The following is a 22,013-nucleotide window of genomic DNA, read 5'->3' on the forward strand; positions in this document are numbered from 1 at the left end:
TGGTTCCGGGCCCCAACCGTTTAACCGTTAGCTTCCGACAGCATACTGTCCATCTATCCGAGTGGTAGCGCTGTCTGGACGGTCTGGGCCAGGTGCCGGGCCTCGTCGGTGGCTTGCTCTTCGGTTGCGGCTTCAACCATGACGCGCACAACAGGTTCGGTACCCGATGGACGCAACAGTACGCGCCCAGTGTCTCCGAGGCGTTCTTCGGCTTCAGCCACGGCTTTCTGGATCTCGACAGAAGAACCAACGCCAGCCTTGTCAACGCCGCGCACGTTGATTAGGACCTGCGGCAGAACCGTCACGGCATCACCGAGTTCCTTGAGGGTCTTACCGGTAGCGGCAACCCGTGCGGCCAAGTGCAGGCCGGTCAGCACGCCGTCGCCGGTGGTCGCATACTCCTGCATGATCACGTGACCGGACTGCTCACCGCCTAGCGAGTAACCGTTCTTACGCATCTCCTCGAGAACGTAACGGTCCCCCACCGAGGTCTCAACAACCTTGATGCCGCGTTCCTTCATCGCAAGTTTCAACCCGAGGTTGCTCATCACCGTGACAACCAGAGTCTCGTCCTTGAGCTTGCCGGCCTCATGCATCGCGATCGCGAGGATCGCCATCTCCTTGTCCCCGTCGATCACGTTGCCCTCATGGTCAACGGTCAAGCAGCGGTCCGCATCACCATCGTGGGCCACACCCATGTCCGCTCCGTGTTCAACAACAGCCTTCTGAAGCATCTCCAGATGCGTTGAGCCGCAGCCTTCGTTGATGTTCACCCCGTCCGGGGAAGCGCCGATCACCACGACCTCTGCGCCAGCGGCACGGAACGCGTCCGGGGAACAACCGGAAGCAGCGCCGTGGGCCGCATCGATCACAACTTTGACGCCGTCCAGACGGTTCGGCAACGTCTGTAGCAAGTGCATCACGTAGCGGTCTTCCGCATCAGCAAAGCGGTATACCCGCCCCACGTCGCCGCCCTGGGGACGCAGAGGCTCCAACTGCATCCGGGATTCGATCGCGTCCTCTAGCGCGTCATCGAGTTTCTGCCCGCCGCGGGCGAGGAACTTGATCCCGTTATCCGGGGCGGGGTTGTGGGAAGCGGAAATCATGACGCCGAAATCCGCTTCTAGGTCTGCAACCAGGAAGGCCGCTGCGGGGGTTGGGAGTGTGCCGGCGTCATAGACTTCCACGCCAGAGGCGGACAGCCCCGCCTCGATCGCCGCGGAAATGAAGGAACCAGAGATGCGAGGGTCTTTAGCGACCACAGCGACCGGTTTCCGGTTCCCTTCAATGTCGTTGAAACCCAAGACAACGGAAGCTGACTGAGCGAGGCTCATCGCCAGTTCCGGGGTCAAAAGTTTATTAGCTCTGCCGCGCACACCATCGGTGCCGAATAGTCGAGTCATATATCTATCCTACGAGTCCGGCGGAGTGCTCTTGACCCCCGCCACATACGAGCACACCGCGAGCGATGCTGTTGACAGCATCACCCGCGGCGTGACAAAGAATTGTCTAGCGGCCCGCTCACACGAGCTACTGATTAGTTATCTGATGCGAAACCGTCGATGAGCGGGAACTCACCCACTGGGCCCTCATCTGCTTCGAATACACGGTCAGCGGAACCCACGATCAGCGGATCCGGTTCGTAGACAACCTCAGGGTCCTTACCTGGGTAATCGACCGTGTTCAGGACGTGACGGATCGCTTCGAGGCGGGCACGCTTCTTGTCGTTGGACTTCACCACGGTCCACGGGGCGTCTCCGGTGTGGGTGTAGAAGAACATCGCCTGCTTAGCCTCGGTGTAGTCGTCCCACTTATCCAGGGAGGCCAGGTCCGTTGGCGAGAGCTTCCACTGGCGTACCGGATCGGTGCCGCGGGATGCGAAGCGGTGCAGCTGCTCGGCACGGGAGACCGAGAACCACAGCTTGACCAAACGGATACCGGAGTTCACGAGCATCCGTTCAAGCTCTGGGGTTTCACGCATGAACTCAACGTACTGGCGTGGGGTGCAGTACCCCATGACGCGCTCAACGCCGGCACGGTTGTACCACGAGCGGTCGAACAGCACGATCTCACCACCGGATGGCAGGTGCTGGATGTAACGCTGGAAGTACCACTGGGTCTGCTCAACCTCGGTTGGTTTCGCGAGTGCAACAACGCGGGCGCCGCGCGGGTTCAGGTGCTCGGTGAAACGCTTGATCGCGCCACCCTTACCTGCGGCGTCACGGCCTTCGAAGATGATGACGAGGCGCTCGTCGTTATCCTGCATCCAACGCTGCATTTTCAGCAGCTCGATCTGCAGTTTGCGCTTCTCTTTTTCGTATTCGCGGCGGCCGAGCTTCTTCTCGTATGGGTAGCCCTGGCGCCATGCGTCGTCATCGAGCTCGAGCTTCGAGATCCTGTCTTCGGCATCGTCCTTAATAGGGTCGAAGCGGGTCTCGCTCTTATCGAGCTCTTTGTAGTCCACGTCATCTCCAAACTGCTTCAGGAACTCATCTTTTTCCTCACGACGGTTGGTCGTACCGCTCACGGTGTACAGCGCTTCTTCGCCATTGAGCTCGCGGTTCGGTTCCGCCGTCATCGCGGCCTGTTCCTTCGAAGCATCCGATGCGTCAGCTGGCTTCACGTCTTTATCCTCGACCGTGTTCGCCTCGCTCTGGGCTTTGGAGTTATTGCTGCTGCCTTTTCGTGAGGTAGCCATGCGATTCCTTCTTCAGGGTGAATGATGCAAACGTTGGCAGGATAGACCACTCCCAACATTCCCATTTTACGTTAGAAAAGGGCTACTTTGCGTGTTTCGTAAGGGCCATCACAGGCATCCCGCGTCACGATGGGCGGGCAGGCAGAGCCGTCTGGACGCACAGGTGGGGTTGCCAAACATGCGCGCGGACAGAGCCGGCTGGTTGCCGTGCGGGGTTAAACGAACGGGGTTAAACGAGCGGGTGGCCCGCCCCAAAGGGACGAGCCACCCGCGCATACACACTCCAGCGGGAGGTGTGTGAGCGAAAATTAACGCTTCGAGTACTGTGGCGCCTTGCGTGCCTTCTTCAGACCAGCCTTCTTCGACTCGATGACGCGTGCGTCACGGGTTAGGAAGCCAGCCTTCTTGAGTGCTGGGCGGTTGTTCTCGCGGTCAATCTCATTGAGCGCACGAGCGATACCGAGACGCAGGGCACCGGCCTGGCCGGATGGGCCACCGCCGTGGATGCGAGCGATCACATCGTATGCGCCTTCGAGTTCTAGAACGGTGAACGGATCGTTCACTTCCTGCTGATGCAGCTTGTTCGGGAAGTACTCGGCGAGTTCACGGCCGTTGAGGGTCCACTTGCCGGAGCCAGGGACAACGCGAACGCGTGCGATCGCGCGCTTGCGGCGGCCAACAGCGGAACCAGCAACGGTCAGGTTGCGTGGGGTTGCTTCGGTTGCTTCTGCAACCGGCGCGGATTCAGTCGTGTAGGTCGAGGGAACCTGGCCCTCGGTGAGCTCTTCGTTCTGAGCCACTTTAGTCTCCTTAGAAGATGTCCGTTATCGGGTGGCCCAGTGTTACTGGGAGACCTGCGTGATTTCGAAGGTCTTAGGCTGCTGAGCGGCGTGTGGGTGCTCTGCACCGCGGTACACCTTCAGCTTGGTCAGCTGCTGCTTACCCAGGCGGGTGTGAGGCAACATGCCCTTGACAGCCTTCTCCACTGCGAGCGTCGGGTTCTTCTCCAGAAGCTCAGCGTAGTTGGTGGAGCGCAGACCGCCCGGGAAACCGGTGTGGCGGTATGCGCGCTTCTGTTCGAGCTTGGCGCCGGTGAGGGCAACCTTCTCAGCGTTGATGATGATGACGTAGTCGCCCTGGTCATTGTGTGGGGCGAAAGTCGGCTTGTGCTTACCGCGCAGCAGGGTTGCGGCCTGGCTTGCGAGGCGGCCCAAAACAACGTCCTCAGCGTCGATGATGTACCAATCGCGCTCGACGTTTTCGGCCTTAGGAGAGTACGTACGCACTGTTCTTTTTGCCTTCGGTTGAATACTGGTCAGACGGTCTCGAGCTGGTTGTCGTGAGGTAACCAGGGTTCGCACCGCCGTGCGGATGATGCGCCGGCGCACACGCGCTACGGGTGAGGGCCGTAGCCGGTTCGCTTACTCTCTTGCGCTGTTCACAGACCAGAGGTCCTGCAACTGGACCGTCACGTAAACAGGTGGTGTCAAGAGCGCACTGCGCAACAGCTATCTAGTCTAGCTTAAACTCCTCGCCGATGACCAACCTATGGTGACCAGCATCTCCTAGCTCGGCTGTCCTGGGCCAACTCCCCCACACCGAGCCCCTATTCCTGATCCCTGCGGGCGCGGGTCGCATCTGCGCGGGCCGCCGCCGCATCGTCGTCAGGGTAATCAACATCTATCAAGACCAACGCGTGCCCGGCGGCCATCTTGGTGTTCGCATCGCGCACCCGCTCCCCTAACCGTTGCGCAGGCCAGTCCACGGGGCGCGTACCTTCGCCTACGCTGATGAGCGCACCGACGATCGTGCGGACCATGTGGTGGCAGAACGCGTCCGCGCTCAGCCGAGCCTCAACGAAGCCATCCGGCGAGCGTGTCACGCTGATCTCTTGGAGGTCACGGATCGTAGAGGAATGCTCGCGCGGCTTACAGAACGACAAGAAATCGTTGAGCCCCAAGAGCCCCTGAGCGGCTTCGTGCATCGCCGCTGGGTCGAGTTCGCGTGGATGGAACAGCACGTCGTTGCGGCGGAGCGGATTCCAACGATGCGGCCCGTCAGCGATCAGGTACCGGTAATGCCGGCGCAGAGCGGAGAACCGCGCGTCAAATCCAGGCGGTACCATGCGGGCTGAGTCGATGATGACGGCTCGGTCCGTGGCGCGGGCGAGCACCGCGTTGAGGCGCCGCACCAGGGTTTCCTCGATGCGCGCCGATCCGTCCCGTACGGTCAGTTTGGCGGTCGCTTCCGGGGAGAGGTCGCAGTGGATCATCTGCCCGAGCGCGTGTACCCCGGCATCCGTGCGCCCCGCAACCACCGTGCGCACTTCGGTTCGAGTGATCGTGAACAATGCATCTTCGACAGCTTGCTGCACACTCGGCTGATTCGGCTGCCGAGCCCACCCGCTGAAAGGCGTGCCGTCATACGAAAGCCGAATCGCGAACCTCTGCATATCCACGAGCCCCATCCTAGCCGCGGTGCCACTAACCGAACGTCAACGCATAGATGGAAGTACACGGCACGGCCAAATAGGGCCGTCGGCTATCCTGCCCTCGCTATGTCAGCTTAGCTGCGATCTTCTTGCGGAAGACCAGCAAAAGCACAAGCCCTGCGAGGACGAGCGCCGCCAGCACACCCATCGTGATGAACCACGCCGAGGACGGGCCGCTATAGACGAAGTGCTGATGGGCTTCGCTCAGGTCATAGCCTTGATCCGGCACCTCATCCTTCACCCCGTGCATGAACGGAAGCTCAACCCTGAGCCTCGGCGTGGTTTCGATGGTGGTTTTCAGGTCACGTTCCGGGGCAAACCGTACCTGCGCCCTAGTTTCTGGCCACAGGCCACCCTTGCGGCTCTCACTCATTGTAAAAGATGTGAAGGTCTGCCGAACCTTCTCAGTGAGTTCCTCAGGGTCCTTCCCTTCCCACGTGAAAATGAAGACCTGTTGGTCACCTTTCTTCTGCAACGTCAGAGAGCCGTTCTCCGGTGTTAAAGCCTCTTCAAAGTTTTCGCTTCCTCCGCCCAGCTCGGACTCCGGAACCGTTACCGAAACTTCAAAGGAAACCTTTCCCCTGAGCCCGGTTTCACAACCGCCGTTACGCTCGTTAGCTTCACTCCTCTCGCCTCACGAGCGCGGAACGCATTATCTCCATCCCTCTTGATGAGCTGAGTAAACGTTGCCCCTTCGGTGAAACCGAGACCCTTCATCCTTGAAGCGTCGATGTACTTCTCTCCGCCTATCCCAGGGCCGGGAGTCGATACGTACGGAGATAGCACCAGCTCTGGCCGACCTCCGCAGATGTGCGAGCAGTCCGTCTCAAGCGCGTACTCGTAGCCGCGTGCAAACGATCCAGGCGGCTCTGCCAACTCTGTGATACTGACCTTAAGGTTCTTGTCCCCCAGCAAAGCACGTAACGCGGTTGGAGCTCCGCATCGTCCTTGGCATCCATCACCACAGCGGCTTCTTCGCGCCCCAAGCCGATTGTGATGGTGGATTTCACCTTCCGAGCGTCTTCCGGCATCGTGGAGTCAATCCACCTCTCACGCGCCTTCTCCGCGTCTTCGCCTTCCCCATCTAGTCGATAGACGACCGCGAGCCGGTATCCATCAGCTCGGTTCTCGATCAGCGGGACGATCTGTCTGAAACCATGTTCTTTGATCTTGGGCTTGCGCAAGGGGCTGTTACTAGGCGTATTCGATGCCTTCCCGGCAGCCACAACTATGCTGCGGGTTCCCTTGCCGTACGCACCCACGTCTTGATCGGTCTCGATATCCACCGCGCATGCCGTCAACACCAGCGAACACAAGGCCAACAAGACAACGAACAGCACCGGCCAGCGGCGTTGACACCGCTCGGCATCAGGTCGCTGAGCAAGGGGCCGGCGTAATGCGTTCATGCAAGACTCATTTCTCCGGTAGAGGCGGAGGCGCTGGCGGCCCAGCGTCTTCAGTTGAAGGCACTGGAGGTGCGGGCGGCGTCGACGGCGCGGGAGGTGCGGTGCTATCACCTGGAGGTGCGGGAGGTGCGGTGCTATCAGCTGGTGGAGCCGGAGGTCCGGCATCACCCGCTGGTGGTGCCGGCGGATTGTATTGCGCACGCACCGTGTTGTAGGCATTCACCTGGGAACTATGTCCGTCTCTGTTGCCCTCCCCGGCGCTCTTCAACTTAGCTGCGATCTTCTTGCGGAAAACCACCAGCAGCACAATCGCTGCGATGACGATGAGCAGGAGCACACCCATCGTGATAAACCAGGCCAATGCCGGGCCACTATAGGCGAACTCGGCATGGCCGTTGTGCAGCCCGAAGCCGTCCGCTGGTACTCCCCCCTTCACCCCGTGCATCAACGGAAGCTCAACCTTGAGCGTTGGGATGGAACTGATCGTGGTGTTCAGGTCTCGCTCAGGGGCAAAATCAACCTGAACTGTCGACTCAGGCCACAACCCACCCCCACGGTTCTCCTGCATCGAGAAGGAATTGAACGTCACCTGGACTTTTCGTTCAAGCTCCTCAGGGTTCTTCCCCTCCCATGTGAAAGTGAAGACTCGTTGGTCATCCTTCTTCTCCGAGGTCAGAGAACCATGGCTTGGAGTAAAGGCCTCCTCTAACTTTTCAACCTCTGCACCCAGTTCAGACTCTGGGACCGCTACCGCAACTTCGAAGGAAGCTTTCTCCCCTACCCCGGGCTTCAACAGTGCGGTGATGCTCGTCATTTTCATGGGCTTCACATCAAGAGCATGGAACCTGTTGTCACTTGACACCTCGCTGATCGCGGTAAATATTGCTCCGTCGGTGAAACCTAGTTCATCAAGCGTCGATTGGTTGGGATATTTATAACCGTCTGTGCCTACACCCGGGGTCGAGACGTATGGTCTAAGCGGTATCGAACTCCCGTCCTCACATATCTGGGAGCAGTCCGCCTCTAGCGTGTATTCGTAGACGCGGGTAAACAACCCCTCCGGCTCGTCCAGATCGGTGATGCTAACCTCCAGGTTTTTATCCCCGAGCAAAGCACCCAAAGCGTCTTTGAGCTCGGTCTCGTCCTTGACGTCCATCACCACAGCGATATGCTCACGATCAGTTCCCACAGAACCGGGTAGCTCAACCTTTTGGGCACCGTCCGGCATTACGGAGTCGATCCACTTCTCACGCGCTTTCTCTGCCTCTCTACTTCCAGATTCTACTCTGTACACGACCGCGAAGCGGTAGCCATCAGTACGCTTCTCAATCAGCGGGGTAACTGCTATGAAACCGTGATCGGTAACCTTAGACTCTTGGAACGGAGTCCTCGGAGCCTTAGTGGACTCATTTCCAACCGACAATGTCCCGCCGCGGTCCTTGGGCGATACAGCATCGGCCTTCTTCTTGCTCACAATCTTGTTATCGAGTAGCGCCTTGCGCACCCATTGCAATAGCTGCCCGCTTGAGACATTCTCCTCCAGCGTGAATCCGTGACGTAGCTGCGCGTTGATGGACTCAAAGTCAACTCGTACAGACGGGCTCAGGCCACCAGCATCCAACGCGTTATTGAGAACTTTCTTATAGTCCTCAATATCCTTGAATGACATCGTGACGCTGACCGTGAGTTTCCGGCCCTTCTTCTTGACACTGTCAACCTTGGTACCCTCAGGCGCAGCTTTCTTGAGTGTCTTCTCGATCTTCTTCACATCGACCTTGCCGGCTTCTTTCTTGCTCAGCTCAGCCACCACAGTCATGCTGCGGGTCCCCTTGCCGTTGGCGTCCATCTTCTGGGTGGTTGTGATATCCACCGAGCACGCCGTCAGAACCAGCGAGCACAATGCCAGCAGAACCAGGAACAGCGTTGGCCAACGACGTTGGCTTTCTTTCGAGTGCGCGTGAGAGGCAACGCTTGCTTTCAGTGCGTTCATGCGGGCTTCTTTTCTGTGTTCTTGAGGTGTCAAGGGGTCTTGAGGTGAAGACTGACCGAGAAGAGTGATGCTTGTCTCAAGCGTAATCTAGGCACCCAGGATATAGTGCCTCACGTTAAAAACATAAGTCCCCGCACCGTCTTACGATGCGGGAACTTATGTGTGGTCTAAGCGGCGCTTAGCTCAACGTGGAAAGGCTTAGGCCCGGAAGGACTTACTTGTCTTCCTTGGCCTCAGTCTCTTGTGCCTCATCAGCCGGAGCCTCGGCGGCTTCAGTCTCGGTGGCCTCAGCCGGGGTTGCGGCTTCGTCCATCTCAGCTACGTTGGCTGGCGCGTCTTCCTGGGTCTCCACCTCAGGTGCTGCCTGCTCGGTAGCCTTCTGGGCTTCCTTCACAACAGCCTGCTTAGGGGAAACCGGCTCCATGACGAGCTCGATAACAGCCATCGGCGCGTTATCGCCGGAGCGGTTACCGATCTTGGTGATACGGGTGTAACCACCGTTGCGCTCTGCCATAGCCGGAGCGATGTTGGTCAGCAGCTCGTACACAGCGTTCTTGTTCGTTGCCGAACGCGGAGCGATCGCAGACTGCACGCGGCGGCGAGCGTTGAGATCGCCAGCCTTAGCAGTCGTGATCAGCTTCTCCGCGAACGGACGCAGACGCTTGGCACGGGTCAGCGTGGTCTTCAGACGGCCGTGAGTGAAAAGCTCACCTGCCATGTTGGACAAAATGAGGCGCTGATGCGCCGGGCTACCGCCGAGGCGTGGGCCCTTAGTTGGGGTTGGCATAGTCGTAAATCTCCTTGAGTGAGGCCTGACCCGTTACCGCGGGTGAGACCATGCGAGACGCTTCAGAGAGCGAACTCAGAACTCTTCAGTTTCGTAGTCGTCATCCGCCAGAGGAGCTTCGTATCCTGCTGGTGAATCCTTGAGTGCAAGGCCCAGCTCGTCGAGCTTGGACTTGACCTCGTCAATCGACTTTGCGCCGAAGTTACGGATGTCCATGAGATCCGCCTCAGAGCGGGCTACCAACTCACCAACGGTGTGGATACCCTCGCGCTTCAGGCAGTTGTAGGAACGCACCGTAAGCTCAAGATCTTCGATCGGCAGTGCCATGTCAGCGGCTGCCTGCTCATCCGTTGGGGATGGGCCGATCTCGACGCCTTCGGATTCCTTGTTGAGCTCGTGCGCCAAGCCGAACAGACCAACGAGGGTCACGCCGGCGGAGGCTACAGCGTCACGTGGAGACATCGACGGCTTGGTCTCGACATCGAGAATGAGCTTGTCAAAGTCAGTGCGCTGCTCAACACGGGTTGCGTCTACGCGGAACGTCACCTTGAGAACCGGCGAGTAGATCGAGTCAACCGGAATACGGCCGATTTCGGAATCTTCACGCTTGTTCTGAGCGGCGGACACGTAGCCGCGGCCGCGCTCAATGGTGAGCTCCATATCGAAGTTTCCGTTTTCGTTGAGCGTTGCGATCTCAAGCTCTGGGTTGTGGATCTCAACACCTGCAGGTGCAGAGATGTCACCAGCGGTGACAACGCCAGGGCCCTGCTTGCGCAGGTACGCAACAACTGGTTCGTCGTGCTCAGAGGAAACGGAGAGTTGCTTCACGTTGAGAACGATCTCGGTGACGTCCTCCTTGACACCCTCAACGGTCGTGAACTCGTGCAGAACACCCTCGATGCGCACGCTGGTTACAGCGGCACCTGGGATGGAGGAAAGCAGAGTACGGCGCAGAGAGTTACCGATCGTGTAGCCAAAACCTGGCTCAAGCGGCTCAAGGGTGAAGCGTGAACGGGTCTCAGACAGCTGATCTTCGGTCAGGGTCGGGCGCTGTGCAATTAGCACGGATGTTGTCCTTTCAGCGAGCGTCCGCTATATGACGCTGCAGATGGCGACTGGGTGAATGAGGAACTGTTGCTCCCCACTCCGGGGGAAGAACATCGGATCTTCCGGGACAGGACACCACAACACATTTTGTACTGCATTGCGTTGTCCAGCGCGCAACCCGCGTACTAGACGCGACGACGCTTCGGCGGGCGGCAGCCGTTGTGTGCAACCGGGGTGACATCCTGAATGGAGCCAACCTCGAGGCCTGCTGCCTGAAGCGAACGGATTGCGGTTTCGCGACCCGAACCCGGGCCCTTCACAAAAACATCGACCTTGCGCATGCCGTGGTTCTGCGCTTCCTTAGCGGCCTTCTCGGCAGCCATCTGCGCAGCGTACGGGGTCGACTTGCGCGAGCCCTTGAAACCCATCTGGCCCGAAGAGGCCCAGGAGATCACAGCACCGGTCTGGTCGGTGATCGAAACGATGGTGTTGTTAAACGTGGACTTGATGTGCGCATGACCCTGCGCAACATTCTTCTTGACTACGCGACGCGGCTTACGTGCCGCGCTCGTGGCCTGACCCTTTGGGGGCATTTTTACTCCTACCTGAAAGTCTTCTCTAAATTGGGCGAGCTAACCGCGTGGATTAGCGGGCCTTTTTCTTACCGGCAACGGTCTGCTTAGGACCCTTGCGCGAGCGAGCGTTGGTCTTGGTGCGCTGACCGTGGACCGGCAGGCCCTGACGGTGACGCACACCCTGGTAGGAGCCGATTTCAACCTTGCGGCGAATATCGGCTGCAACCTCACGGCGAAGGTCACCTTCAACCGTGTAGGAGCCCTCGATGTGGTCGCGCAGCTTCACGAGCTGATCGTCGCTGAGATCCTTGATGCGCGTGTTCGGGTCGATGCCCGTTGCTTCGAGGGTCTCGGCGGCACGGGTCTTGCCCACGCCATAGATGTAGGTGAGTGCGATGATTGCGCGCTTATCGCGCGGAATATCAACACCGGCGAGACGAGCCATAGTGGTCTCTTCCTTACTGTGTTCAGGAGGTGTTCGGCAATACCCTCCGCACCTTCAGGTGCGGCCCCGGCCTCCTGGTAGCCCGAGGGTAGACGGTAGCGGTACTACCCGGTACTGCTTATTTTCAATGTGTGGCGTGGTGCCGTGCGTCGACTGTTTCGCTTAGCCCTGGCGCTGCTTGTGGCGAGGGTTGGAGCAAATAACCATAACGACGCCGTGACGACGAATAACGCGGCAGTCGTCGCAAATCGGCTTCACGCTCGGATGGACCTTCACGTCGGTTGTGTCCTTACGTTTCTGATTGATCAGTTTTTAGTTGTTCAAACATCACGTCAGACTGCAAATTCCTCTTCAGACACAGACCAACGGCGGACCCTTCCGCAGGGTTCGCCGTGACTGGATCTTCAGAGATCACTTGTAGCGGTAGACAATCCGTCCACGGTTGAGGTCATACGGGGTCAGTTCAACGACCACGCGGTCCTCGGGAAGAATTCGGATGTAGTGCTGGCGCATCTTTCCAGAGATGGTCGCCAAAACTACGTGATCATTTTGCAAACGAACACGGAACATCGCGTTTGGCAGGGCCTCCGTAACGGTGCCCTCCAGCTCGATGACTCCTTCTTTCTTACCCATATCCTCCGCTAACGTCCGAACCCGCCAACACCACGAGCGTGATGCCAACGGATAGCGATGATTGACCAGCTACTTTGCACGTTAAATGCGTGGCAAAGCAACCAGCTATCCATCCTAGCTCACTAGCACATATTCAAGCAACCGCGTGTGAGGCGGATCGCCCTCGCGTGCCGGCCACTACTGGCGCGTGTGCTAGGCCTGAACCGGCGCCGGGGTGACGCCGTAGCGAGCTAGGTCAGCGGCGCCGCCGTCTTCTGCGGTCGATACCCAGATTCCGCCACGGTGGATCAGTACCGTGTGTTCCCACTGCGAGGCCCGGCCACCATCGGTAGTGACCACGGTCCAGTCATCGGCCAACGTCTTGGTATCCAAGCTTCCAGTGACCAGCATCGGCTCGATTGCTAGCGCCATGCCCGGCTTGATGCGCGGGCCGCGGTAGTCCGCGGCGTAGTTGAGAACATCCGGGGCCATATGCATCTCGGAGCCGATCCCGTGGCCGCAGTAGTCCTCGAGGATCCCTAGATCATGCCCGCCCTGTTGGTGCACCGACGCCTCGATCGCCTGCCCGATCTGCCCCACGAAACGGGCCGATGCGGCCGCAGCGATGCCAGCCCACATCGCCTCATGCGTGATGTCAGACAAGCGTTGGTCCGCCTCCGATGGCTTACCGATCAGAACCGTGCGTGCAGAATCGGCATGCCAACCATCGACGATCGCGCCACCGTCGATCTTCAGAACATCGCCGTCCTCAAGGACCTTCTCCCCCGGGATCCCGTGAACAACCTCTTCATTGACGGAAGCGCAGATCGTGGCCGGAAAACCGTAATACCCCAAGAAGTTACTTTTCGCCCCGTGGCGGTCAAGCACTCCGCGGAACACCTGATCCAGCTCCAGCGTGGTCACTCCAGGCTTAGCTGCGGCGACCGTCTCATCGAGTGCCTCACGTAAAACCACACCCGCATCAGCCATCCGCTTCAGCTCCGCCGGCTTCTTGTATTCAATCGAGCGCACCCTAGCGCCCCTCCTCCATACTCCAGAAACGAAACAAACAAGCGGCGCCCGACCCCGCAAACGAGGACCGGGCGCCGCCCAAACAATCTCTAAACCTTCAACGCTTCAGGCCTTCTGAAAATTAGGCCTTCAACGCGTTCATGATGCGTCCGGTGACCTCATCGAGCTCACCGAGGCCATCGACCTCACGGACCAGGCCGCGTTCACGGTAGGCCGCAACCACATCGGCGGTCTGCTCCTTGTAGACCGTCAAACGGTGGCGAATGACCTCTTCGGTGTCATCCTCACGGCCCTCGATCTCTGCACGCTTCAGAAGACGCTTAACCAGTTCGTCCTCATCTGCTGCCAGCAAGATGACTGCATCAAGCTCCTGGCCTTTGGCCTTCAAAACCTCATCGAGGAACTCAACCTGAGCAACCGTACGTGGGTAGCCATCCAGCAAGAAGCCGTCCTTGACGTCATCCTGGGCCAGACGGTCCTCAACCATCGAGTTCGTGACCGAGTCCGGAACGTAGTCCCCGCGATCCATGTACTTCTTCGCCTCAACACCCAGCGGGGTCATTTCCTTCACGTTGGCCCGGAAAATGTCGCCGGTCGAGATCGCTACAACACCCAAACCCTCGGTGATACGTGCAGCCTGAGTACCCTTACCTGAGCCCGGAGGGCCAACAATCAACAAACGCTTTGTCATCGCAGAAGTCCTTCGTAGTGTCGTTGCTGCATCTGAGCGTTGATCTGTTTGACCGTCTCAAGACCAACACCAACCATAATCAGCAGCGAGGTACCACCGAATGGGAAGTTTTGGTTTGCCCCGACCGAAACCAACGCAACCACTGGGATGATCGCGATCAACGCCAAGTAGACGGCGCCAGCAAACGTGATACGGGACGAGACGTAGCTCAGATACTTAGCGGTCGGCTCGCCCGCGCGGATGCCCGGAATAAAGCCGCCGTACTTCTTCATGTCGTCTGCAACATCAACCGGGTTGAACGTGATGGAGACGTAGAAATAAGTGAAACCGAACACCAGCAGCAGGTACAGAACCATGTGCAGTGGCGCCGAGGTGGTAGCGAGGTTAGCGTTGATCCACTCAACCCAGCCAGGCATATTGCCCTGCGGGTCCTGGTTGAACTGGACCATCATCATCGGCAGCGTCAGCAACGAGGACGCGAAGATCACCGGGATCACGCCGGCCATGTTGACCTTGATCGGGATGTACGTGGAGGTACCGCCAACCGTGCGGCGACCAATCATGCGCTTGGCATACTGAACAGGTACGCGACGCTGCGACTGCTCAACGAAGACCACACAACCCAGAACCACGAGGCCAAGGATGATCACGACGATGAAGATGAACCAGCCCTTCTGCTGAAGGATGTTCATCATCGAACCTGGGAAGCCAGCGACGATCGAAACGAAGATCAGCAAGGACATACCGTTACCGACACCGCGTTCGGTTGCCAGCTCACCGAGCCACATGATGAAGACCGTACCGGCGGTGAGCGCGACGATCGCAAGCGAAATAGTCCACAGAGTGCTCTCCGGGAAGATCTCAACAGGGCAACCTGGGAAGAGGTTGCCGGTGTTTGCGAGCGTGACCAACGTGGTGGCCTGCAAAAGGCCCAAACCGACCGTGAGGTAACGCGTGTACTGAGTCAGCTTGGCCTGACCTGCTTGGCCTTCCTTATGGAGGGCCTCAAAGTGCGGGACAACCACGCGCAACAACTGCACAATAATGGAGGCAGTAATGTAGGGCATAATGCCCATCGCAAGGATCGAAACCTGCAGCAGTGCGCCACCGGAGAACAAGTTGACGAACTCGTAGAGACCACCCGTGGTCTCTGAGATCGCTAGACACTGGTTGACCGCGGAATAGTCCACACCTGGGGACGGAATGAAAACGCCGATGCGGTAAACGATGATAATGCCGATCGTAAACAGCAGTTTGCGCCGCAGATCTGGGGTTTTGAAAACCCTTGATATTGCGCTCAGCACGCGTGGACTCCTTGCATGTGGACTATCTAGCTGCGTTCTTAGGACACAACTGTCCAGAACACAGTAAAGCTCTTGGGATTCTACCGCTAAGTGTAAGCCGGGGCTAATTCATCACCTGAAAATTTCCAGGGAAACTCTTTGCGCAAGCGCGAAACGCGGTCCCTCGGCACACGGGGCAGAAAACATAGGTGAGAAAGGGGGGCCTCTCCCGACTTCTACGGAAGAGGCCCCCCTTGACGAAGAGCGCTATGTGAGAGTCATCCGCTCACACAACACCCAACGAATCATTAGACGGTGGTAGCGGAACCGCCAGCTGCCTGAATCTTCTCAGAAGCCGATGCGGAGAAGGCATTGACCTTCACATCGAGCTTCACGTTCAGTTCGCCGGTGCCAAGCACCTTGACTGGCTGGTTCTTGCGTACCGCGCCCTTAGCAACGAGTGCCTCAACGGTGACCTCGCCGCCCTCTGGGAACAGTTCCTCAAGGCGGGTCAGGTTGACAACCTGGTACTCGGTGCGGAATGGGTTCTTGAAGCCGCGGAGCTTCGGCAGGCGCATGTGCAGCGGAAGCTGACCGCCCTGGAAGCCTGCAGGTACCTGGCGACGAGCCTTGGTGCCCTTGGTACCGCGACCTGCGGTCTTACCCTTGGATGCTTCACCACGGCCAACGCGAGTCTTGGACTTGCGGGAACCTGGTGCCGGGGCAAGATCGTGGATCTTGATCGGGTTCTCAGTGTTCTCAGACATGGTTACTTGGCCTCCTCGACCTCAACCAGGTGCTTCACCTTGTTCACCATGCCAACGGTTACTGCGTCTGCGGTGCGCTCAACCGTGTGGCCGATGCGCTTGAGACCCAGCGAGCGGACCGTCTCACGCTGTGCCGGGGCGCGGCCAGCGACGGAACGAACAAGGGTGATGTTCAGCTTTGCATCAGACGGAGTCAGGTTCTTCATAATTAGGCACCTGCCTTCGCGTTCTGCATCTTGCGGATCATCGCGCTTGGAGCAACCTCATCGAGGGCCAAGCCGCGGCGAGCAGCGACAGCTGCTGGCTCTTCAAGCGACTTCAGCGCAGCGATGGTGCCGTGCACGATGTTGATCTGGTTCGTGGAGCCCATCGACTTGGACAGCACGTCGTGAATGCCAGCGCATTCGAGTACTGCACGAACCGGACCGCCAGCGATAACACCAGTACCCTCAGCGGCCGGGACAAGGAGAACGACGCCTGCAGCGGCTTCGCCCTTGACGCGGTGCGGGATGGTGGTGCCAACGCGTGGAACGCGGAAGAAGTTCTTCTTAGCTTCTTCCACACCCTTCTGGATGGCTGCTGGAACTTCCTTGGCCTTACCGTAGCCGACGCCAACCATGCCGTTGCCGTCACCTACTACGACAAGAGCGGTGAAGCTGAAGCGACGACCACCCTTGACAACCTTGGAAACACGGTTAATGGTTACGACGCGCTCGAGGAACTTGTCTTTGTCTTCGTCCTGGCCACGGCGGTTGTCACGGCCACGGCCGCGATCTTCGCCACGTCCACGGCCTTCACCGCGACCGCGGCCTTCGCCACGTCCGCGACGCTGACCGGCGTCTTTCTGCTCTTCGCCCTGGGTTTTGTTCTGCTCTGCCACAGGGGCTTCGTTCTTCATTTCTTCACTCACAGTGCCAGCCCACCTTCACGCGCGCCTTCGGCGACCGCGGCCACGCGGCCGTGATACTTGTTACCGCCGCGGTCGAAAACCACGGCTTCGATACCGGCTGCCTTCGCGCGTTCAGCGATGAGTTCGCCAACACGCTTAGCCTTTGCGGTCTTGTCACCCTCGAAAGCACGAATATCGGCTTCCATGGTGCGGGCGGACGCGAGCGTCACGCCGCGGCCATCGTCCACGATCTGCGCGACAATGTGGCGCGCGGAGCGGGATACGACGAGGCGCGGACGGACAGCGGTGCCCACGATGTGCTTGCGCACACGAGCGTGACGACGGCTGCGGGAGGCAGCCCGGGAGCTCTTCTTTGTAGCCAGAGCCATAGTCACTTACCTGCCTTTCCGACCTTGCGGCGGATGACTTCGCCCTCGTACTTGATGCCCTTACCCTTGTAAGGATCTTGCTTACGGAGCTTGTGGATTTTCGCGGCGGCTTCGCCGACGCGCTGCTTGTCGATACCCGAAACGGTCACCTTGTTGGTGCCTTCCACGGTGTAGGTCACGCCTTCGGCGGCCTTCACCATGATGGGGTGCGAGAAGCCGAGCTGGAACTCGAGATCCTGGCCCTTGGCCATAACGCGGTAACCGGTACCGGTGATTTCGAGTTTCTTGGAGTAGCCCTCGGTGACACCTACGATCATGTTGTTGATCAAGGTGCGGGTCAGGCCGTGCTGGCCGCGGGTTTCACGCTCGTCATCCGGACGTTCGACCTTGACGGTGTTCTCTTCCTGAGAAACAGTCAGCATCGATGGAACGGTGTGGGAGAGTTCGCCCTTTGGGCCCTTCACGGAAACCTCTTGGCCGTCGATCTTGACCTCGACGCCCGAGGGAATGGTGATCGGAAGACGTCCGATACGTGACATAGTGTCTTCCCCTTCCCTTACCAGACGTAAGCGACGACTTCGCCGCCAACGCCCTTGGACTCTGCCTGCCGGTCGGTGAGAAGACCGGAAGACGTGGACAGGATCGCGATGCCAAGACCACCCAATACCTTAGGCAGCTCAGTGGACTTCGCGTAGACGCGCAAGCCCGGCTTGGACACGCGGCGTACGCCTGCGATGGCGCGCTCACGGTTTGGGCCGAACTTCAGGTCAATCTTGAGGTTCTTACCAACGCGGGCTTCCTCTTCGGCGTAGTCGGCGATGTAGCCTTCAGCCTTGAGGATTTCCGCGATGCGGACCTTCAGCTTGGAGGACGGCATGGTGACGTCCTCATGGTGTGCAGAGTTCGCGTTGCGCAGACGCGTCAGCATGTCTGCGACCGGATCTGTCATGGTCATGTGGGCTTGTGCCCTTCCTCGTCGGGGTTTCCTCGCTGCCTGTTAGGGCTTGTTGCTAAGGACCTTCGACGTAGTTGGTTTAGTTTTCGTTCTTGAACGGGAAGCCCAGCGCCTTGAGCAGTGCGCGGCCTTCTTCGTCGGTCTTAGCGGTGGTCACGAGGGTGATGTCCATACCGCGGGTGCGGTCGATCTTGTCTGGATCGATTTCATGGAACATAACCTGCTCGGTCAGACCGAAGGTGTAGTTCCCGTTGCCGTCGAACTGTTTAGGGTTCAGACCACGGAAGTCACGGATACGTGGCAGTGCCAGCGTGACGAGGCGGTCAACGAACTCCCACATGCGGTCGTTGCGCAGGGTCGCGTAGGCGCCGATTGGCATGCCTTCGCGCAGCTTGAACTGTGCAATCGACTTGCGAGCCTTGGATACAAGTGGCTTCTGGCCGGTGATCGCGGTCAGGTCGCGTACTGCGCCTTCGATGACCTTCGAGTCACGTGCGGCTTCGCCAACGCCCATGTTCACAACGACCTTCACAAGGCCTGGAACTTCCATGACGTTCTTGTAGTCGAACTGCTTCTGCAGTTCGTCGCGGATCTCGTCGCGGTACTTCGTCTTCAGACGCGGCTGGATCTTGGTAGTGGTCTCAGTCATCACAGATCCTTCCCGGAAGCCTTGGCGTAACGAACGCGGACGGTCTTTTCGCGGCCGTCCTTGGTTACGGTTTCGAGGCGGAAACCAACACGGGTTGGCTTCTTGGTTTCTGGGTCAACGATCGCGACGTTGGATACGTGGATCGGTGCCTCTACCTTCTCGATGCCGCCGGTCTTGGAACCGCGGTCAGTCTGGCCTACTCGGTTGTGCTTGGTGACGACGTTGACGCCTTCAACAATCACGCGCTGCTCAGACGGGATAACCTTCAGAACCTTGCCCTGCAGCCCCTTGTCCTTGCCGGACAGGACCTGTACCAGGTCGTCTTTCTTGATCTTTGCACCCATGAGTCAGAGCACCTCCGGCGCCAGCGAAACGATCTTCATGAAACGCTTATCGCGCAGCTCGCGGGCGACTGGCCCGAAGATACGCGTACCGCGTGGCTCGTTGTCGTTCTTGAGGATTACGGCTGCGTTTTCGTCGAACTTGATGTACGAACCGTCAACGCGGCGACGTTCCTTCTTGGTACGGACGACGACGGCTTTGACGACGTCGCCCTTCTTCACGTTTCCGCCAGGGATCGCGTCCTTGACGGTGGCGACGATGACGTCACCAATTCCTGCATAGCGACGGTTGGTTCCGCCGAGAACGCGGATGGCCAGGATTTCCTTGGCGCCCGTGTTGTCGGCGACCTTCAGTCGCGATTCCTGCTGAATCACTAGTCTCTCCTGTGTCTCGCTGGTTCTTCGTACTCGAAGCCTTGCGGAACGGAATGAATGGACTTCTCAGACCATCGCTTACCCCTGAACCCATGCGTCGGGCAGGTGTGCTGCTCCAGTGGAGGGGTTCAAGGCCGAGGCTTTCGGTCTGAGCCCGTGCTTGAGATGCGCAAGCCGCCGATGGTGTGGCTGGCTGATCTTCAGTGTCAGCTGGTTGGAGGTGGATAGTCTCCATTCACGTGCCTTTCACGGATGTTTCAGACCATAGGTCTTGCTTCACCTGTTTTAGGGCGCGCGTAGCCAGCTGACGCACGGACGTTCCAGTCTAACAAAAAGAAGGCCGGAACCGTAATCGCGTTATCGCGATCACAGTTCCGGCCTGTCCGGGTCAGCGTGCTACTGCCCCGTTAGCTATATAAGCTGCAGACGATTCTAGCTTACTTCGCCTTTTCGACGATCTCAACCAGACGCCAGCACTTGTCCTTGGACAGTGGGCGGGTCTCAGCCACGATGACCAAGTCGCCAACACCAGCGGTGTTGTTCTCGTCGTGGGCCTTCACGCGCTTGGAACGGCGCATGACCTTGCCGTAGAGGGCGTGCTTGACACGGTCCTCAACGTTGACGACAACGGTCTTGTCCATCTTGTCGGACACCACGTAACCGCGCAGGGTTTTGCGGTAACCGCGGGCTTGTGCCTCTTCGGCCACAGCGTTCTCCTTTTCGCTCATCACTTAGCGTCCTCCGCCTTCTTGGTTTTCTTCTTCTTGGTCTTCTTCTCGTCAGCCTGGGTTGCGACAACATCCTCGCGGATGCCGAGCTCGCGCTCACGAAGAATCGTGTAGATGCGAGCGATGTCGCGCTTGACGGCCTTGAGACGACCATGCTGCTCGAGCTGACCGGTTGCAGCCTGGAAACGCAAGTTGAACAGTTCCTTCTTTGCGTTTGCAAGCTCCTCGTTCAGACGAGCGTTGTCCATGCCGTCGAGCTTATCGACTGCCAGATCCTTAGAACCGATAGCCATTGGGATCATTCACCACCCTCGCGGCGCACAATACGCGCCTTCAGCGGAAGCTTGTGGATTGCCAGGCGAAGAGCTTCGCGAGCGACCTCTTCGGAAACGCCAGCCAGTTCGAACATAACGCGGCCTGGCTTGACGTTTGCAACCCACCACTCCGGGGAACCCTTACCGGAACCCATGCGGGTTTCGGCAGGCTTCTTGGTCAATGGACGGTCTGGGAAGATGTTGATCCAGACCTTACCGCCACGCTTGATGTGGCGGGTCATCGCAATACGTGCAGCTTCGATCTGGCGGTTGGTGACGTATGCGGGAGTCAGGGCCTGGATGCCCCACTCACCGAAAGTCACCTCGGTGCCACCAGAGGCCATGCCTTTACGGCCTGGGTGGTGCTGCTTGCGGTACTTGACGCGACGTGGAATCAGCATCAGGCGTTGCCTCCTTCAGCTGCTGCTGGAGCTGCTGCACCACGATCGTGACGACGGCGGCGCTCGCCACCGCGGCCACCACGGCGGTCGCCGCGACGGCCACCACGGCCTGGTGCTGCTGCCTGCTGTGCAGCCAGTTCCTTATCAGTGACGTCTCCCTTGTAGACCCAGACCTTCACGCCGATGCGGCCGAAGGTGGTCTTTGCTTCGAAGAAGCCGTAGTCGATGTTCGCGCGGAGGGTGTGCAGTGGCACGCGACCTTCGCGGTAGAACTCGCGGCGGCTCATTTCTGCGCCACCGAGGCGACCGGAGCACTGGACACGGATGCCCTTGGCGCCGGCGCGCATCGCGGACTGGATGGCTTTCTTCATTGCACGGCGGAACGCCACGCGGGAGGCAAGCTGCTCAGCGATTCCCTGAGCTACCAGCTGTGCATCGGTCTCTGGGTTCTTGACCTCGAGGATGTTCAGCTGAACCTGCTTGTTGGTGAGCTTCTCGAGCTCGCCGCGAAGACGGTCGGCTTCCGCGCCGCGGCGGCCGATCACGATACCCGGGCGTGCAGTGTGGATGTCCACGCGTACACGGTCACGGGTACGTTCGATCTCGACCTTGGAGATGCCGGCACGATCCATGCCGTCAGTCACCAGCGAACGGATTTTGACGTCTTCCTTGACGAAGTCAGCGTAGGACTGACCCGGTAGCTTCGAATCGGCGAACCAGCGCGACACGTGGTCGGTGGTGATGCCGAGTCGGAAGCCGTTTGGATTAATCTTCTGACCCATTTACTTCTCCCCACCCTTCTCAGGCGTGGCAACGACCACGGTGACGTGGCTGGTGCGCTTGTTGATGCGGAATGCACGGCCTTGGGCGCGTGGCTGGAACCGCTTCATGGTTGGGCCTTCGTCTACATAGGCTTCGCTGATGTAGAGCTCGTCCTCATTGAACGGCAGACCCTGCTGATCGGCCTTCTGGCGCGCGTTCGCGACAGCGGAGGCGACAACCTTGTACACAGGCTCCGAAGCGCCCTGCTGGGCGAACTTCAGGATGGCCAGTGCCTCGGTCGTCTGCTTGCCGCGGACAAGATTGACGACGCGCCGGGCCTTCATCGGCGTAACGCGCAGGTGGCGCGCAATTGCCTTGGCTTCCAT

31 protein-coding genes are annotated in these 22,013 nt (G+C 59.0%); all 31 read right to left on the reverse strand.

Features of this window, described 5'->3' with window-relative positions:
• Positions 1 to 53: 53 nt before the first annotated feature.
• Entirely contained in the window at positions 54 to 1,403 is a 1,350-nt protein-coding gene (gene glmM, locus HMPREF3175_RS04110) for a phosphoglucosamine mutase (RefSeq protein WP_035758108.1), read from the reverse strand.
• Positions 1,404 to 1,537: 134 nt separating this feature from the next.
• Positions 1,538 to 2,698 (reverse strand): polyphosphate kinase 2, encoded by a 1,161-nt coding sequence (gene ppk2 / locus HMPREF3175_RS04115; RefSeq protein ID WP_239446712.1) that lies wholly within the window; start codon positions 2,696 to 2,698, stop codon positions 1,538 to 1,540.
• Positions 2,699 to 3,006: 308 nt separating this feature from the next.
• Positions 3,007 to 3,498, reverse strand: a complete 492-nt coding sequence (rpsI, locus tag HMPREF3175_RS04120) for a 30S ribosomal protein S9 (protein ID WP_035758105.1) — start codon at positions 3,496 to 3,498, stop codon at positions 3,007 to 3,009.
• Positions 3,499 to 3,540: 42 nt separating this feature from the next.
• Complete coding sequence (gene rplM, locus HMPREF3175_RS04125; protein WP_035758103.1) at positions 3,541 to 3,984, reverse strand: 50S ribosomal protein L13; 444 nt, start codon at positions 3,982 to 3,984, stop codon at positions 3,541 to 3,543.
• 320 nt (positions 3,985 to 4,304) lie between these two features.
• Positions 4,305 to 5,150, reverse strand: a complete 846-nt coding sequence (gene truA / locus HMPREF3175_RS04130; RefSeq protein WP_232219335.1) for a tRNA pseudouridine(38-40) synthase TruA — start codon at positions 5,148 to 5,150, stop codon at positions 4,305 to 4,307.
• Between the two features lie 103 nt (positions 5,151 to 5,253).
• Positions 5,254 to 5,562 (reverse strand): hypothetical protein, encoded by a 309-nt coding sequence (locus HMPREF3175_RS04135; protein ID WP_141742461.1) that lies wholly within the window; start codon positions 5,560 to 5,562, stop codon positions 5,254 to 5,256.
• 373 nt (positions 5,563 to 5,935) lie between these two features.
• The gene (locus HMPREF3175_RS04140; protein WP_070490801.1) at positions 5,936 to 6,595 is read right to left on the reverse strand and encodes a hypothetical protein; all 660 of its coding nucleotides are present in this window, start codon (positions 6,593 to 6,595) and stop codon (positions 5,936 to 5,938) included.
• A gap of 7 nt (positions 6,596 to 6,602) precedes the next feature.
• Positions 6,603 to 8,585 (reverse strand): hypothetical protein, encoded by a 1,983-nt coding sequence (locus tag HMPREF3175_RS10275; protein ID WP_070490803.1) that lies wholly within the window; start codon positions 8,583 to 8,585, stop codon positions 6,603 to 6,605.
• A 214-nt stretch (positions 8,586 to 8,799) separates the two neighbouring features.
• Positions 8,800 to 9,372, reverse strand: a complete 573-nt coding sequence (gene rplQ / locus HMPREF3175_RS04150; RefSeq protein ID WP_070490805.1) for a 50S ribosomal protein L17 — start codon at positions 9,370 to 9,372, stop codon at positions 8,800 to 8,802.
• Positions 9,373 to 9,447: 75 nt separating this feature from the next.
• Positions 9,448 to 10,437, reverse strand: a complete 990-nt coding sequence (locus HMPREF3175_RS04155; protein WP_035758089.1) for a DNA-directed RNA polymerase subunit alpha — start codon at positions 10,435 to 10,437, stop codon at positions 9,448 to 9,450.
• Between the two features lie 167 nt (positions 10,438 to 10,604).
• Positions 10,605 to 11,012 carry a 30S ribosomal protein S11 gene (gene rpsK / locus HMPREF3175_RS04160; RefSeq protein WP_035758087.1) on the reverse strand — a complete coding sequence of 136 codons (408 nt, stop codon included), beginning with the start codon at positions 11,010 to 11,012 and terminating at the stop codon, positions 10,605 to 10,607.
• 52 nt (positions 11,013 to 11,064) lie between these two features.
• Positions 11,065 to 11,439, reverse strand: coding sequence for a 30S ribosomal protein S13 (gene rpsM / locus HMPREF3175_RS04165; RefSeq protein ID WP_035758086.1), 375 nt, complete (start codon positions 11,437 to 11,439; stop codon positions 11,065 to 11,067).
• A gap of 162 nt (positions 11,440 to 11,601) precedes the next feature.
• Positions 11,602 to 11,715: a 50S ribosomal protein L36 gene (gene rpmJ / locus HMPREF3175_RS09880; RefSeq protein WP_083285170.1), complete on the reverse strand. Its 114-nt coding sequence runs from the start codon at positions 11,713 to 11,715 to the stop codon at positions 11,602 to 11,604.
• Between the two features lie 135 nt (positions 11,716 to 11,850).
• A complete protein-coding gene (infA, locus tag HMPREF3175_RS04170; RefSeq protein ID WP_035758084.1) occupies positions 11,851 to 12,072 on the reverse strand; it encodes a translation initiation factor IF-1 in 222 nt (73 codons plus the stop codon).
• A gap of 192 nt (positions 12,073 to 12,264) precedes the next feature.
• Positions 12,265 to 13,083, reverse strand: coding sequence for a type I methionyl aminopeptidase (gene map / locus HMPREF3175_RS04175; RefSeq protein ID WP_035758082.1), 819 nt, complete (start codon positions 13,081 to 13,083; stop codon positions 12,265 to 12,267).
• 121 nt (positions 13,084 to 13,204) lie between these two features.
• Positions 13,205 to 13,774 (reverse strand): adenylate kinase, encoded by a 570-nt coding sequence (locus HMPREF3175_RS04180; RefSeq protein WP_070490807.1) that lies wholly within the window; start codon positions 13,772 to 13,774, stop codon positions 13,205 to 13,207.
• Positions 13,771 to 15,078 (reverse strand): preprotein translocase subunit SecY, encoded by a 1,308-nt coding sequence (gene secY, locus HMPREF3175_RS04185; protein ID WP_035758078.1) that lies wholly within the window; start codon positions 15,076 to 15,078, stop codon positions 13,771 to 13,773. Before secY ends, HMPREF3175_RS04180 begins: the two co-directional genes overlap by 4 nt.
• A gap of 287 nt (positions 15,079 to 15,365) precedes the next feature.
• Positions 15,366 to 15,824 carry a 50S ribosomal protein L15 gene (rplO, locus tag HMPREF3175_RS04190; protein ID WP_035758076.1) on the reverse strand — a complete coding sequence of 153 codons (459 nt, stop codon included), beginning with the start codon at positions 15,822 to 15,824 and terminating at the stop codon, positions 15,366 to 15,368.
• Positions 15,825 to 15,826: 2 nt separating this feature from the next.
• Entirely contained in the window at positions 15,827 to 16,033 is a 207-nt protein-coding gene (gene rpmD / locus HMPREF3175_RS04195; RefSeq protein ID WP_070490808.1) for a 50S ribosomal protein L30, read from the reverse strand.
• On the reverse strand, positions 16,033 to 16,722 hold the full coding sequence (rpsE, locus tag HMPREF3175_RS04200; RefSeq protein WP_070490819.1) for a 30S ribosomal protein S5: 690 nt from the start codon (positions 16,720 to 16,722) through the stop codon (positions 16,033 to 16,035). Before rpsE ends, rpmD begins: the two co-directional genes overlap by 1 nt.
• 8 nt (positions 16,723 to 16,730) lie before the next feature.
• Positions 16,731 to 17,102, reverse strand: a complete 372-nt coding sequence (rplR, locus tag HMPREF3175_RS04205) for a 50S ribosomal protein L18 (protein WP_035758070.1) — start codon at positions 17,100 to 17,102, stop codon at positions 16,731 to 16,733.
• 2 nt (positions 17,103 to 17,104) lie between these two features.
• Complete coding sequence (gene rplF / locus HMPREF3175_RS04210) at positions 17,105 to 17,641, reverse strand: 50S ribosomal protein L6 (RefSeq protein ID WP_035758067.1); 537 nt, start codon at positions 17,639 to 17,641, stop codon at positions 17,105 to 17,107.
• A 17-nt stretch (positions 17,642 to 17,658) separates the two neighbouring features.
• On the reverse strand, positions 17,659 to 18,057 hold the full coding sequence (rpsH, locus tag HMPREF3175_RS04215) for a 30S ribosomal protein S8 (RefSeq protein WP_035758064.1): 399 nt from the start codon (positions 18,055 to 18,057) through the stop codon (positions 17,659 to 17,661).
• 79 nt (positions 18,058 to 18,136) lie between these two features.
• Complete coding sequence (rplE, locus tag HMPREF3175_RS04220) at positions 18,137 to 18,706, reverse strand: 50S ribosomal protein L5 (protein WP_035758061.1); 570 nt, start codon at positions 18,704 to 18,706, stop codon at positions 18,137 to 18,139.
• Entirely contained in the window at positions 18,706 to 19,050 is a 345-nt protein-coding gene (rplX, locus tag HMPREF3175_RS04225) for a 50S ribosomal protein L24 (RefSeq protein WP_035758058.1), read from the reverse strand. Before rplX ends, rplE begins: the two co-directional genes overlap by 1 nt.
• A 3-nt stretch (positions 19,051 to 19,053) precedes the next feature.
• Positions 19,054 to 19,422: a 50S ribosomal protein L14 gene (rplN, locus tag HMPREF3175_RS04230; RefSeq protein ID WP_035758055.1), complete on the reverse strand. Its 369-nt coding sequence runs from the start codon at positions 19,420 to 19,422 to the stop codon at positions 19,054 to 19,056.
• 437 nt (positions 19,423 to 19,859) lie between these two features.
• Positions 19,860 to 20,150 (reverse strand): 30S ribosomal protein S17, encoded by a 291-nt coding sequence (gene rpsQ / locus HMPREF3175_RS04235; RefSeq protein ID WP_035758053.1) that lies wholly within the window; start codon positions 20,148 to 20,150, stop codon positions 19,860 to 19,862.
• The gene (gene rpmC / locus HMPREF3175_RS04240; RefSeq protein WP_070490821.1) at positions 20,150 to 20,443 is read right to left on the reverse strand and encodes a 50S ribosomal protein L29; all 294 of its coding nucleotides are present in this window, start codon (positions 20,441 to 20,443) and stop codon (positions 20,150 to 20,152) included. Before rpmC ends, rpsQ begins: the two co-directional genes overlap by 1 nt.
• A gap of 5 nt (positions 20,444 to 20,448) precedes the next feature.
• Positions 20,449 to 20,865, reverse strand: coding sequence for a 50S ribosomal protein L16 (gene rplP / locus HMPREF3175_RS04245; protein ID WP_035758047.1), 417 nt, complete (start codon positions 20,863 to 20,865; stop codon positions 20,449 to 20,451).
• Positions 20,865 to 21,647, reverse strand: a complete 783-nt coding sequence (gene rpsC / locus HMPREF3175_RS04250) for a 30S ribosomal protein S3 (protein WP_035758044.1) — start codon at positions 21,645 to 21,647, stop codon at positions 20,865 to 20,867. Before rpsC ends, rplP begins: the two co-directional genes overlap by 1 nt.
• A complete protein-coding gene (gene rplV, locus HMPREF3175_RS04255; protein ID WP_035758042.1) occupies positions 21,648 to 22,013 on the reverse strand; it encodes a 50S ribosomal protein L22 in 366 nt (121 codons plus the stop codon).

The organism is Arthrobacter sp. HMSC08H08, assembly GCF_001807575.1.
Classification (GTDB): domain Bacteria; phylum Actinomycetota; class Actinomycetes; order Actinomycetales; family Micrococcaceae; genus Pseudoglutamicibacter; species Pseudoglutamicibacter albus.